The organism is Serratia sp. JKS000199 (genome assembly GCF_900215455.1).
Lineage (GTDB): Bacteria > Pseudomonadota > Gammaproteobacteria > Enterobacterales > Enterobacteriaceae > Serratia > Serratia ureilytica.
On the sequence record NZ_LT907843.1, the window covers coordinates 667,503 to 680,515 of the forward strand.

Annotated in this window: 14 protein-coding genes; 7 read left to right on the forward strand and 7 right to left on the reverse strand. The window is 61.3% G+C overall.

Annotation, left to right across the window (positions count from 1 at the left end):
- Positions 1-63 precede the first annotated feature (63 nt).
- Complete coding sequence (locus CPH57_RS24525) at positions 64-207, forward strand: hypothetical protein (RefSeq protein ID WP_157993241.1); 144 nt, start codon at positions 64-66, stop codon at positions 205-207.
- A 31-nt stretch (positions 208-238) separates the two neighbouring features.
- On the opposite strand, the gene CPH57_RS03275 is transcribed toward CPH57_RS24525, so the two are convergent.
- Together CPH57_RS03275 and CPH57_RS03280 are read right to left on the reverse strand one after the other, a co-directional pair.
- On the reverse strand, positions 239-2,059 hold the full coding sequence (locus tag CPH57_RS03275) for a hypothetical protein (RefSeq protein WP_047572275.1): 1,821 nt from the start codon (positions 2,057-2,059) through the stop codon (positions 239-241).
- 200 nt (positions 2,060-2,259) lie between these two features.
- Positions 2,260-3,159 (reverse strand): LysR substrate-binding domain-containing protein, encoded by a 900-nt coding sequence (locus CPH57_RS03280; protein WP_096242028.1) that lies wholly within the window; start codon positions 3,157-3,159, stop codon positions 2,260-2,262.
- A gap of 117 nt (positions 3,160-3,276) precedes the next feature.
- Between CPH57_RS03280 and CPH57_RS03285 the strand changes: the two genes are divergently transcribed.
- Positions 3,277-4,056: a 2OG-Fe(II) oxygenase gene (locus tag CPH57_RS03285; protein ID WP_046686611.1), complete on the forward strand. Its 780-nt coding sequence runs from the start codon at positions 3,277-3,279 to the stop codon at positions 4,054-4,056.
- 38 nt (positions 4,057-4,094) lie between these two features.
- Here CPH57_RS03285 and ansP read toward each other — a convergent pair whose 3' ends face one another.
- Together ansP and CPH57_RS03295 are read right to left on the reverse strand one after the other, a co-directional pair.
- On the reverse strand, positions 4,095-5,561 hold the full coding sequence (ansP, locus tag CPH57_RS03290; RefSeq protein WP_033642262.1) for an L-asparagine permease: 1,467 nt from the start codon (positions 5,559-5,561) through the stop codon (positions 4,095-4,097).
- Positions 5,562-5,993: 432 nt separating this feature from the next.
- Positions 5,994-6,431 (reverse strand): PACE efflux transporter, encoded by a 438-nt coding sequence (locus CPH57_RS03295; RefSeq protein WP_033642263.1) that lies wholly within the window; start codon positions 6,429-6,431, stop codon positions 5,994-5,996.
- Between the two features lie 112 nt (positions 6,432-6,543).
- Here CPH57_RS03295 and CPH57_RS03300 point away from each other — a divergent pair, with 112 nt between their 5' ends.
- Positions 6,544-7,437 carry a LysR family transcriptional regulator gene (locus CPH57_RS03300; protein WP_089191323.1) on the forward strand — a complete coding sequence of 298 codons (894 nt, stop codon included), beginning with the start codon at positions 6,544-6,546 and terminating at the stop codon, positions 7,435-7,437.
- Between the two features lie 16 nt (positions 7,438-7,453).
- Here the strand turns inward: CPH57_RS03300 and CPH57_RS03305 are convergent, their stop codons facing one another.
- Complete coding sequence (locus CPH57_RS03305) at positions 7,454-8,017, reverse strand: DedA family protein (RefSeq protein ID WP_015377041.1); 564 nt, start codon at positions 8,015-8,017, stop codon at positions 7,454-7,456.
- 50 nt (positions 8,018-8,067) lie between these two features.
- Positions 8,068-8,745, reverse strand: a complete 678-nt coding sequence (locus tag CPH57_RS03310; RefSeq protein WP_033642265.1) for a DJ-1/PfpI family protein — start codon at positions 8,743-8,745, stop codon at positions 8,068-8,070.
- Positions 8,746-8,836: 91 nt separating this feature from the next.
- Here CPH57_RS03310 and CPH57_RS03315 point away from each other — a divergent pair, with 91 nt between their 5' ends.
- The 3 genes from CPH57_RS03315 (at position 8,837) to pbpG (ending at position 12,011) form a co-directional block, all read left to right on the forward strand.
- Entirely contained in the window at positions 8,837-9,781 is a 945-nt protein-coding gene (locus tag CPH57_RS03315) for a GlxA family transcriptional regulator (protein WP_033642266.1), read from the forward strand.
- A gap of 45 nt (positions 9,782-9,826) precedes the next feature.
- Positions 9,827-10,930, forward strand: a complete 1,104-nt coding sequence (locus CPH57_RS03320) for an adenosylhomocysteinase (protein WP_072628133.1) — start codon at positions 9,827-9,829, stop codon at positions 10,928-10,930.
- A gap of 151 nt (positions 10,931-11,081) precedes the next feature.
- Positions 11,082-12,011 carry a D-alanyl-D-alanine endopeptidase gene (gene pbpG, locus CPH57_RS03325; protein ID WP_047572272.1) on the forward strand — a complete coding sequence of 310 codons (930 nt, stop codon included), beginning with the start codon at positions 11,082-11,084 and terminating at the stop codon, positions 12,009-12,011.
- 34 nt (positions 12,012-12,045) lie between these two features.
- On the opposite strand, the gene CPH57_RS03330 is transcribed toward pbpG, so the two are convergent.
- Complete coding sequence (locus CPH57_RS03330) at positions 12,046-12,501, reverse strand: GNAT family N-acetyltransferase (protein WP_025301952.1); 456 nt, start codon at positions 12,499-12,501, stop codon at positions 12,046-12,048.
- 76 nt (positions 12,502-12,577) lie between these two features.
- On the opposite strand from CPH57_RS03330, the gene CPH57_RS03335 reads away from it, so the two are divergent.
- Positions 12,578-12,982, forward strand: coding sequence for a VOC family protein (locus CPH57_RS03335; protein WP_033652382.1), 405 nt, complete (start codon positions 12,578-12,580; stop codon positions 12,980-12,982).
- Positions 12,983-13,013: the final 31 nt, after the last annotated feature.

Here is a 13,013-nt window from a genome sequence, read left to right on the forward strand (position 1 = left end):
CTATGCCGAGCGTTGAGCCAGTTCCCGCAGCCAGCCCAAAAACGCCGCGGCGTTCCTCTTCGAATGCAGTGTCGTTTCGTGGCGCAGGCGATCTTCAGTCATGAAGCGCATCCCAAGTTGGATGCGTTGAAAACAGGACAGGAAAGAAATAGCGGGAAAGCCACCGGCGCCTTCTACTGCATCGACGGCGGTTATTCCGCGCATTAACAAAAACAGGCCCCTGATGGGGCCTGTGCAGTTACCAGGATTTATGCGGGTTGCGGGAGACGATGTCGATCTTTTGACACAGCAGTTTGGTAATGTCCACCGAGGTTGGCTGAGCGGCGCTGCCGACAAAGTTTTTCAGCACGATGGCGATGCGGGCGTAATTAACGTAGCCCTCAGGCAGCGGCAAATACTCGGCAACGTCGAGCGCGGTAATGCGATCCGAGGTCATCGTTGCTGAAGTGGTCGGGGTGACTGTGCCGGTGCGGCCCCACTGACAGACTTTTTCCAGCAAGGTGGTGACGCCGGCATCGCCGTTCAGCACATACTTTCCTTGGTAGGTGCCGATTGTGACATCAAGGCTGTTCTGGCCTTTTAGGTTTGCCAACGTGGCGCGCCACAGCACCAGATCATTTTTCGCGATCGGGAAGTAGATCTCGATGCGCTTGTCGGCCGTTGTCGCCGTTTTGGTGGTGGCGGTGAGCACGCCGTTTTGCAGCGTTACTGCCAAATCGGCGGTTTCCGTTTGCGAAACGCGTGCGCCGCCGAAGGCGTAGACATTATTCAGCGCCAGCGCACTGCTCTCTTTCCAGGTGGGCTCCGGCAGATGGTTGACACCATCGCCCAGATAGAGCAGACGCCACATGTTGACATAGCCAGGCGCGACGATCTTTTTCATTTCGATGTGGTTGTTGGACCAGCCTTTTTTAATGTCGGCGTTCACCAGATCGAACCCATCGATATAACATTTTCCGCTCAGATCGCTGGATTTATCGAAGTAGAAATATTCAACGTATTGATAAGGCACCTTGCTGCCGGTATCGGTGTTGTTAGTCATCACGCTGTGCCATTGGCTGTCTTTGATTTTTACCGTGCCGCCGTTGTCGCTGGTAAATACCGGTCGATAGTTGCGGCAGTTGGCGTTGCCCCATTCGAAGTGGCAGTTTTTAAAGTCAAGCGTGCCGCCTTTGAGATCAAACAAGCCGTAATCGGTATTGGCCAACTGTTCGGTTTCATTGTTAAAGCCGCTGTAATCGAAAGAGCAATCTCGGAAGGCCAAAGTATGCACGCCCTGATAGTAGTTTCGGCTGTCGCCGAACAGGCATTTGTAGAAGACGATTTTTTCGCCGGCGTTGGCGGTGGTTTCCGACCAAATTGGCCACACACAACCGCGCACCATGATGCTGTGCCAGCTCTGAATATAGGCGTTGTTGCCGAAGACGATGCCCTTGTGCAGGTTAGTCAGCCAGACGTTTTGCACCAGCAGTTGGCAGGCCGGCAGGCCGTGCATGTTCGAGGCATCGCTGTAGACGCACAGGCCGCGCAGATTGGCCGCCGCGCCGGGCGCTCCGACGATGCGCAGGTTGTAAATCGCCGGCGCACCCAAAGAGTATTGCACGCGTACGCACTCGATATTGGCCGCGCTGCTGAAATCAAGAATGGTGCCCTTAAAATCGACGGCGTTTTTCCATAGCTTCAGGTTGGCGGTGGTTTTACAAGGGCGTACGCCGCCGGGGCCGACCAGAGTAATCCCCGCAGGGGTCGTCGGGATCGGCAGTTGCCACCACTCTTCGCCTTTGACCTGCAAGAAGTTGCAAGCGCGGGTGATGGTCAGAGAGTAATCCAGCTCATCGCCCGGCAGGTGCCACCAATCGATGCTGTAATCGCCGTCATTGATGATGCGCTTCCAGCGGCGGTTTTGCGCGTCGACGAGCAGGGTAACACCGTTATCCTGACTGGTGGAATCCGCGTCGTCTCGGGTAAATACGCCATGGTGGTAGCGGTTTTCGAGCATCACTGCGGTTTCGCTGCCGGCATAGTTGCGCAGATTGGCATAATCATTTAATGAAATCATGGAATAACCCTCATTTGGTACGATAAGAGGCCGATGCAATATGTGGCAGTTGCAGAGGCGGAGGCTTAAGTAAGTGGCATTGTGACCGAAGAGGGAGCCCGTTCATGATCCCGGTCGGCAGGAATAAATTAACAGGCTAAGGCGAGGGCATTAAGCGTCCAGGGTTGTGTCTGACGCCAGCAAACATCACGTTGCGGATTTTAGGTGCTGGCGGCGAGGGCGAGTGCTTGCAGCCAGCCCAAAAACGCTGCGGCGCCGGGTTTTTCCAGCGTGCGCGGCGGGTAAACTACGTAGTAGGGCTTGCTGAGCGGCAGCGCCGGTTCGGCCAGGGTGACCAGCTGGCCTTCCGCCAGTTCACGGGCGATCAGCCGCCGCTGGCCGAGCAGCACCCCGCGCCCTTGCACGGCGGCGTCGATAGCCAGCGAAGTCAGGTTATAGGTCAGCCCGCGCCGCGCCGGCGGCATTCGATCGGCGGCGGTGAACCACTCGTGCCAGCCCGGCAGAAACTGGCTCTCCTTGCCCCAGTCGACGTGGATCAGCGGTAGCTGCGTCCAGTCGCCGCGATCGCGCAGCGCCGGGCTGCACACCGGCTGCACCCGATCCTGAAACAGCCGCACCTTTTCCAGCAGCGGATAGTCCTGATCGCCGAAGCACAGCGCGAAGTCCGCCGCCGAATGGGCGAAATCGACCGCCGCATGGGTCGCGTGCAGCCGCAGATCGCCGTCGGGGCACTGCGCCAGCCAGTCGCCCAGCGCCGGGTTCAGCCACTTGGAGGCCAACGCCGGCAGGGCGAATACCGTCAGCGCCTGTTTGCCGCGCTGGCGCTCGACGTGCTGCTGCGCCACGCGCAGCGTTTCGAACGCCTCCTGCACGTAGGCCAGGTAGTCCGCGCCCTGTTCGGTCAGCGTGACGCCGCTTTTGGCGCGGATGAACAGCGTGATCCCCAGATGTTGCTCCAGCTGGCGGATCTGCTGGCTGACGGCGGCGGCGGTCAGCGCCAGCGTATCCGCCGCGCGGGCCAGGCTGCCGGTGCGGGCGGCGGTTTCGAACGCCAGAATGGCGCTCAGTTTGGGCAAGCGCGCACGGGACGGTGAGTGCATGAGCAGGGCTTATCGCTAAGAATTCGTTAGCTTATCCATAACGTATTTTTGTTATGGCGGCAATGCGGCATTCGCTACAGTGGGAGGCATCCGGCTTTCGCACACGAGGGGAACGTCATGCCGCAACTTGCCGATATTATCGATCTGTCCGCCCACCCCATCGACGACGCCGCGTTCCGCGTCCGCTGCCGGCAAACGCTGGCGCGCGCCGGCGCGCTGGTGCTGCCGGGATTTCTGCGCGAAGCCGCGCTGGCGACGGTGCGGCTGGAAGGCGCCGAACAGCACCATGCGGCGTTTTACGCCACCAGCAAACACAACGTGTATCTACGGCCACAGGACGACGCGCTGCCGGCCGACCATGCGCGCAACCGGCTGGTGGTGTCGTCCAAGGGCTGTATTACCGACGAGGATATTCCGCCGCAGTCGCCGCTGCGCGCGTTGTACGACGCTCCGGCGTTTCGCGCGTTCCTGTGCGCGGTGCTTGACGAGGCGCAGCTGTATCCCTACGCCGATCGGCTGTCGTCGATCAACCTGCATTACGCCCACACTGGCCAGGAGCTGGGCTGGCATTTTGACAACTCCTCGTTCGCCATCACGCTCCTGATCCAGAAACCGCAGGCGGGTGGGCGCTTCGAATACGTGGAGAACCTGCGCGACGCCGATCGCGGCGAGATGAACTATGCCGGGGTCACGCAGGTGCTGGACGGCGAGCGGGCGGTCAAACAGCTGGCGATGGAGGAGGGGGATTTGGTGCTGTTTCGCGGGCGCAACGCCATGCACCGGGTGACGCCGACCGAAGGCGACACCACGCGCATGCTGGTGGTGCTGGCCTACAATGCGCAGCCGGACGTGATGCTGTCGGAAAGCGCCAGAATGACGTTCTACGGGCGGTTATAGCGGATAAAAAAAACCGCCCCGGAGGGCGGTTTGTCGATTCAGTGCGGGTTCTGCTCTTCGTGAGCCTGCTGTTCCAGCTTCACTTCCTGCGCGCGTTTGCGCAGGCCGAACCAGCCCAGCGTCAGCAGCACCGCCAACACAGGAATGGTGGCGATGGTCCAGGTGCCGTTCGGGTAGTCGAAGGCCATCATCACCACCACGATCAGCAGGAACGCCAGCGTCAGCCACGAAGTGAACGGCGCGCCCGGCATTCTGAACGACACCGGCTGAGCGCGGCCTTCGCGCACGGCTTTGCGCAGGCGCATCTGGCAAACGATGATAAACGCCCAGGAGGCGATGATGCCCAGCGAGGCGATGTTCAGCACGATCTCGAACACCTGCGACGGCACCAGATAGTTGAGCACCACGCCGATTACGTAGATGCCGCAGGTGACCAGGATGCCGGCGTAAGGTACCTGCTGGCTGCTCATTTTGGCCATCAGCTTCGGCGCGGAGCCGCCCATCGCCAGCGAACGCAGGATGCGGCCGGTGGAGTAGAGGCCGGAGTTGAGGCTGGACAGCGCAGCGGTCAACACCACGATGTTCATGATGGTGCCGATGTAAGGCACGCCCAGCTTGCTGAAGAAGGTGACAAACGGGCTTTGGCCGGCCTGATAGGCGTTCCACGGCAGCAGCAGCACCAGCAGCACCACGGAGCCGACGTAGAACAGACCGATACGCCAGATCACGCTATTGATCGCTTTAGGCATCATTTTGGCCGGATCTTTACACTCGCCGGCGGCGGTGCCGATAAGCTCGATGCCGGCGAAGGCGAAGATCACCCCTTGCACCAACACCAGCGCAGGCAGCAGGCCGTGCGGGAACATGCCGCCGTTTTCGGTGATCAGGTGCATGCCGGTGGTGTGGCCGGCCACCGGCGTGCCGGTACCGAGGAAGACGACGCCGACAATCAGGAACAGCGCGATGGCGGCGACCTTGATCAGCGCGAACCAGAACTCCATCTCGGCGAACCACTTCACGCCGATCATGTTCATGGTGGCGACGATGCCGAGCGCGCCGAGGGCGAACAGCCACTGCGGCACGTCGGCGAAGGTGCCCCAATAGTGCATGTACAGCGCCACGGCGGTGATGTCGACGATGCCGGTCATCGCCCAGTTGAGGAAATACATCCAACCGGCGACGTAAGAGGCTTTTTCACCGAGGAACTCGCGAGCGTAAGAAACGAAGCTGCCGCTGGAAGGGCGATGCAGCACCAGTTCGCCCAGCGCGCGCAGGATGAAGAAAGAGAAGATCCCGCACACCAGATAGACCAGCGCCAGCGCCGGCCCGGCCAGTTCGAGACGGCCGCCGGTACCGAGGAACAAGCCGGTGCCGATGGAGCCGCCGATGGCGATCATTTGGATTTGCCGGTTGCCCATGCTTTTGTGATAACCGGATTCATGAGAGTCTAGCCAGCGTCTTCTGGCGGCGTGTTTTTCATCCGCAGACTGTTTTTGTGAGTGCATTATCCGTCCTGTTTACCTGTCTATGTTAACCCTGCTCTTACCGAGAGCAAACGATTGCTATGACCAATCGTCATGAGAATGAGGTCGTGGCATCATTCCGCTGTTTATTGTGTATACAGCCATCATTAAAATAACGGCGAAGCATGCTACCTTTTCTCCGTAATGGTGGCAAAAAATACTGTGCATAAAACGTGAACAAGTGTGTTTATTTTTTAATCCAAATATAAAAGGATATATTATTCAAAAAGATGTGATGTTTTATCAAGACGGAAATATCGAGGAATAAAAAGTGATTAAAATCACAAAATAATAATTACCGTGCAAATTACAGGGTGTTGTTCTTATATTTCGCGGTGAGAAATAAGGGGAAAGGAAATGGCGACCCGCGCAGAAAATGGCATCAGCAGCGGGTCGGTGGGCGCGTAACGAGTCTTAGGCCGATTCGCTGGCCGGCAGAGCCGATGCGGGCAGGCCGAACAGCTTGTCGAATGCCCAATTGAACACGAAGGTATAACAGGGAATGATGACGATCAACGCCATATCCAGCAGCAGCGCCTGCCACAGCGTGATGCCCATCCACCAGGCGATCAGCGGGATCAGATACACTACCAGCGTCAACTGAAAGCCGACGGCGTGCAAAATGCGGCGTTTGAGCGTGCGGGCGCGCGACACCTGGCGGCTTTCCCACCACTCGAATACATAGTTGTAAATAAAGTTCCAGCTTACCGCGATGGTGGTGATCACCACTGCCAGCGGCCCGGTGCTGCTTGGCGCATGGCCCGACAGCAGCGCCAGCCCCAGCGCCGAGATCGCCATGCCGATGATTTCATAAGCGGTGACATACACCAGTTTGCGTTTGACGCCTTGCATCGTTTTCTCCCGATCTGTTTTTAGTTGCCTCTGTGGCGACGGCGGCTAAGATAACGTCAATCACATTGATAGAAAAAGTCAGGAGTTGTCAGTTAATCTGACAGGTTGAACAATGAATTTTTCCAGCGACAACATCGAACTGTTTTTGGCGGTGCTCGATCGCGGCTCGTTTTCCGCCGCCGCCCGCGCGCTGCGGCGCGTGCCCTCCGCCGTCAGCATGGCCATCGCCAACATGGAGGCGGAACTCGGTTTCGTCTTGTTCGACCGTTCTCACCGTGAACCGACGCCGACCGCGCTGGCGTTGGCCCTGGCGCCGCACGCCCGCCTGATCGCCGGGCAGCTCAAGCAGCTGCAGGTGCATGCCATCGAACTGTCCCAGGGGCTGGAGAGCCGGCTTTCGATCGGCGTGGCGTCGGATATCAACGGCGCCGGCCTGCTGGCGGCGGTGAAAACGCTGTCGCAGCGTTATCCGCTGCTGAACATCGAAGTGCTCAGCGCGCCGCAGGACGACGTGTTGCACATGCTGCACGAGGGGCGCATCGGCGTTTGTCTGGCGTTCGGCGGGCTGAACGTCAACAGCGCGGAACAGTTCCACTTCGTGGGCGCGGAATCGCTGGTGGCGATGCTGTCGCCGCAGCACCCGGCGCTGGACGGCGCGGCGGGCGAGCTGTTTCTCGAGGATCTGGTCAACGTGCGGCAGATCATGGTGGCCAGCCGCGATCTGCCGATCGGCGATCTGCGTCCCCAGGTGGCGGAGGCTTACTGGCGCACCGACAGCCTGCCGATGGCGCTGAACATGGTGGAAGCGGGTCTGGGGTGGGGCAATTTTCCGCTGTCGTTGGCCGAGCCGCTGCTGGCGCAGGGGCGGTTGGTGCGGCTGAAGTTCAAAAACACCAAGAACGAGCTGCGCTTGCCGATGCATTTGATCTGGCTTAAGAATCGCCCGTTGGACAAAGCGGCGCGCGAACTGGTCGCGCTGATGCGCGAGGCGCCGCAGGAAAGCTGACGCCCGCTGCGTTTGCTTACTCCGGGTGGCGTTTACGCCACCAGAAACGCACCAGCAGGATGGCGGCGATCGCCAGCGCGACAAACAGCAGGCTGGAGAGCTTTTTGTCGAAGCCGGTAACGAAGCGTTCGATCGCCTGGCCGCCAAAATAACCGAGCATGACGAAGATCGTCGCCCATAAAATGGCGCCGAGGATGTTCAGCGGCACGAAGCGCGACGGCGGCAGGCGGCTGGCGCCGATCAACACCGGGCCGATGATGCGGAAACCGTACATGAAACGCACCCCGATAACGAACAGCATCGGGTGGCGGGCGATCAGCCTTCTGGCGCGCGCGATGCGCTTTTCCTGTCCCTTGAGCCGCGAGATGACGCGGCCTTCAAACCGGCGGCCGGCGAAGTACAGCAGCTGGTCTCCCATCATGCCGCCCAGCGCCACCACTGCGATCACCCACGGCCAGTGCAACAGCCCTTCATGAGCGGCGATGCCGCCCAGCAGCGTGATGGTTTCCCCTTCCGCCAGGCAGCCGATAAACAACGCCCAGTAACCGTAGTCCGTAATATAGTGGGCTAAATCGGTCATTCCTTACTCCTTATGTGGCTGACGCATAAGGGCAAGTATACGCCCGATTGCTAACCTTGGGCGATCTGGGCCACCAACGCTCTGCGCCGCTGCAGGCTCTCCGCCATCTGCGCCTGTACCCTGGCGTAAATGTGCGGCGGGGCCAATTCCGGCGTGCCGCCCTCGAACGGCGGCGCCGGGGCGTATTCCAGATAGAGCTGGATCATTTGGGCGGTCTCTTCGCCGTGCAGTTCGGCGATCAGCGCCAGCGCGAAATCGATGCCGGCGGTGACGCCGCCGCCGCTGATCACATTGCCGTCGCGCTCCACGCGCGCTGAGCTCGGCACGGCGCCGAACAGCTTCAGGCTGTCGCGCATCGACCAGTGGCAGGCGGCGCGTTTGCCTTGCAGCAGACCGGCGGCGGCCAGGATCAGCGAACCGGTGCACACCGAGGTCAGGTAGCGGGCATCGGCGCCCAGCCGACGGATCTGCTGCATGAAGGCCTCATCTTGCAGCGCCTGGGTGCAGCCGCTGCCGCCCGGCACGCACAGCACGTCGCAGCGCGCGATCTCCGGCAGCGGGCGCAGCTGGGTGAAGTGCAAGCCTTCCGACTCGACATCCGCGCCGTCTACCGAGGCGACGACGATTTCCGCGCCCGGCATGCGGCGCAGGAACTGCAAGGGGCCCGTGAAGTCGAGCTGGGTGACGCCTTGATAGATGGGAAATACAATCACGAGTGATTCAGACATGATATTCGCCTCATTTTTATCGTTGGACCTGGGTCATAATAGCCGCCCTGTTTTTGGCTGATATGACAGATAACCCTCAAAAAGCGCCATCATGAAAACGATCGGTTTTGTGGTTTTTCCCGGTTTTAACCTGCTGGACTTTGCCGGGCCGCTGGCGGCGTTCGATAACGTCAGCCAGTTCACCGACCCGCCGGCCTACCGCTGTGTGGCGATCTCGCCGCAGGGCGGCATGGTCGCCAGCTCGGCCGGGGTGGAAATCGCCACGCAGCCGTGCGGCGACGAGCGTTTCGATACGTTGGTGGTGGCCGGCGGCAGCGGCAACGTGATGGCGGCGCAATCACCGGCGCTGGCGGCGTTCCTGGCCAACCAAAGCCGACGAGCGCGGCGCATCGCCAGCGTATGTACCGGCGCGTTTATTCTGGCGGCCTGCGGGCTGCTGGACGGCAAGCGCGCCACCACTCACTGGTATCACGCGGCGCGGCTGCAGCAGAACTACCCGCGCATTCGCGTCGACAGCAACCGCATCTTCATTCGCGACGGGGATATCTGGACCTCGGCCGGCATCAGCGCCGGCATCGATCTGGCGTTGGCGCTGATCGAAGACGATCTGGGCGCCACCCTGGCGGCGGCCGTGGCGCGGCAGCTGGTGGTCTATCACCGCCGCCCCGGCGGGCAGTCGCAGTACTCGCTGCTGCTGGCGCTGAATCCGTCGTCGGATCGCATGCGCACCGCGCTGTCGTACGCGCGCGAGCATTTGCATCTGCCGCTGTCGGTGGCGGATCTGGCCGACGCCGCCTGCCTGAGCGAGCGGCAATTCGGCCGGCTGTTCCGCGCCGAAACCGGGCAGACGCCGGCCAAGGTGATCGAGCAGCTGCGGGTAGAGGCGGCCAGAGGGCGTATTGAAGAGAGCGCCGAACCGCTGGAGGCGATCGCCCGCTCGGTGGGGTTCAGCGATCCGGAGCGTATGAGGCGGGCGTTTATCCGCGTATTTGGCCTGTCTCCGCAGGCGATCCGCCGGCTTGGCCGCGCGGGATAACTTTTTTGCCACGCCTGGCGGCGGGGCGCATCAGAGGAGCAACGGATGTATCAGGATTTTGAGAGCGAATTGAGCTGGGCGATGCGTCATATGCCGCGCACCCGGGCGGCGGTGGCGGCGTTGCCGGACCTGCACGGGGTGCGGTTGGCGTGCAATATGCACCTGGATCTGAAAATGGCGCCGCTGGTGGCCGGCCTGCTGGACAAGGGCGCGGCGATCTTTCTGACCACCTGCAATCCCACCACGGTACAGAACGACGTGGTGGCCTGGCTGGAACGGCGGGGCGCGCAGGCTTACGCCTGGCGCGATATGAGCGCCGGCGAATGGTCGGAATCTTTCGATCGCGCGCTGGCCTGGCGGCCGACTCACCTGTGCGAAATGGGAGCGGATCTGACCACCCGTCTGCACCAATCGCCGAACGGCCCGCAGATCGTCGCCGGGCTGGAGGCCACCGGATCAGGCATCAGCCGGTTGAACGGCGTGGCGCCGCGCTACCCGATCTTCAACTGGGACGATCTGCCGGTGAAAGAAGGGCTGCATAACCGGCACATGGTTGGGCTGACCGCCTGGCATACCTTCTTCCAGACCACCCATTTGACGCTGCACGAGAAGCGCGTGCTGGTGATCGGTTACGGCCTGGTCGGGCAGGGCACGGCGGCCGCGGCCAGAGCCTACGGCGGCCAGGTGATGGTGGCGGAAATCGATCCGGCGCGGGCGCTGCAGGCGCGTTATGACGGCTGGCAGGTGGTGGATCTGGCGAGCGCGGTCGCGCAGGCGGACGTTATCGCCACCGCGACCGGCGCGAAAAACGTGCTCTCGGCGCAGCATCTGCAACAGGCGCAGGACGGCGTATTTATCCTCAACGTCGGCCACGTGGCCGAAGAGATCGATGTCGGCTTCCTCAAGAGCCTGCCGCACCACGAGCCGATGCCTTATGTGAATGCTTACCAACTGAATGAAAAGACGGTCTATTTGCTGGCCAATGGCTCGATGTTCAACCTGACCGCCGGCTATGGCGACAGCCTTAACGCTTTCGACGTCACGCTGGCGGTGATGGCGGCCGGCATCGGCCATATCGTCGGCGCGGGAGCGCGGCAAACGCCGGGGCTGTACCTGTTGCCGCAGTCGGCGTGGCAGCCGGCACTGTAACTTTTTCCCCGCGGGCGTTCATCCCAGAGCGCCCGCGGGCTGTACCGATTTTCGGCCGACAGAATTTGTCACAAATCCGCCATACAATCCCAGTGCCAAGCGCTGAACCCTCACATATAATTCGCTGAGTTCAAGCCCCCATTTCAGAGTAATGCCTGTGAAAATACGTGTTTTGGTTCTGACTCTGCTCGCTTTACAGACGGGCGCGGGCTTTGCGCCGCGCGCGCTGGCCAGCGATAACGCCGCCGCCCTGCACGCCGCCCAGCCGGAGCTGGCTTCCGGCAGCGCGATGGTCGTCGATATGCAAACCCATAAGGTGATGTACGCGCGCAACCCGGATGAGGTGGTGCCGATCGCCTCGATCACCAAGCTGATGACCGCTATGGTCACGCTGGACGCGCACCTGCCGCTCGACGAGATGCTGTCGGTGGACATCCACCAGACGCCGGAGATGAAAGGGGTGTATTCGCGGGTGCGGCTGAACAGCGAAATCAGCCGCAAGGATATGCTGCTGCTGGCGCTGATGTCGTCGGAAAACCGCGCGGCCGCCAGCCTGGCGCACCACTATCCGGGCGGCTACAGCGCCTTCATCAAAGCGATGAACGCCAAGGCCAGGGCGCTCGGCATGACCAATACCCATTATGTGGAACCGACCGGGCTCTCTATTCATAACGTGTCGACGGCGCGCGATCTGACCAAACTGCTGATCGCCACCAAGCAATATCCGTTGATCGGCCAGCTCAGTACCACCACCGAACGCATGGCCAGCTTCAAGGATCCCAACTACACGCTGCCGTTCCGCAACACCAACCACCTGGTGTACAACCCGAAATGGAACATTCAGCTGACCAAGACCGGCTTCACCAACCAGGCGGGGCACTGCCTGGCGATGCGTACCGTGATCGGCAACCGCTCGGTGTCGCTGGTGGTGCTGGACGCCTTCGGCAAATACACCCACTTCGCCGACGCCAACCGGCTGCGCAGCTGGATTGAAACCGGCAAGGTGACGCCGATCCCGGCTGCCGCCCGTGACTATCGCCGCCAAAAAGACGCCCGTCTGGCGAAGAACGACAGCGAATAACCCGCCTGGCGGTCCGCCCGTTTGCGGCGGGCCGCTATCGGCCCTCGGGCCGTCTGATGACAAATCCCCGCTCGCGATCGCCGTCGAAGCCCGCTTTCAGGTAGAGCTGGTGCGCGCCGGTGCGTTGCTGCCCCGACAACAGCATCACCTTGTAACAGCCTTTTCGCCAGGCCAGCTGCAGCGCGTATTCAATCATGGCGAGCGCCACGCCGTGGCCGCGGTAGGGCTCCGCCGTCACCACGTGTTCGATGACGCCGAACGGCTGCGCCTGATGCGCCAGCCCCGGGATCAGCGCCAGCATGCAGGTGGCGATCGGGTGATCTTCTTTCGCCGCCACCACCAGACGGATCGCCGGATCGTCCAACAGGCGTTGCAGGGTACGGCGCGCATCGTCGGCGCGCAGCGGCGCGTCCTGCGGGCGCAGCTCGCGATATAAGGCTAACAGGCCGTTGAGATCGTCCGGCTGCGCCAGGCGATGAATGATGCTCATGGTTGCTCCTTTCCGCCGCTTCAACGGTAATCCGCTATCCTCCATTAATACCACAACGTTTGCCGGAGGGGATGTTATGAGTCAGGTTTCGACCTTTGTCATGTTCCAGGGAGAGGCGCAGCGGGCGATCGATCTCTACAGCCAGGTGTTCGAGCGTTTTCGGCTCATGCAGGTGCAGCATTACGATCCGACGCCGGACGGCCGGCGGTTGATCAAGCATGCGTCCATCGATTTTGATCGGCAGAACCTGGTGTTTACCGATAGCCCGATCAGCCATGACTTCAGCTTTACCCCGGCGGTGTCGCTGTTCATCAACCTGCCTAACGAAGAAGCGTTGGAGCGGGCGTTCCACCGGCTGGCGGAGGGCGGCAAGGTGCTGATGCCGCTCGATGACTACGGCTTCAGCGCCCGTTTCGGCTGGCTCAACGATCGTTTCGGCCTTTCCTGGCAGCTCAATGTGCCGGCGGGCGATCTGCCCTGAGCTCAGCGCGCGGCGTGCAAAAGGGATGGTA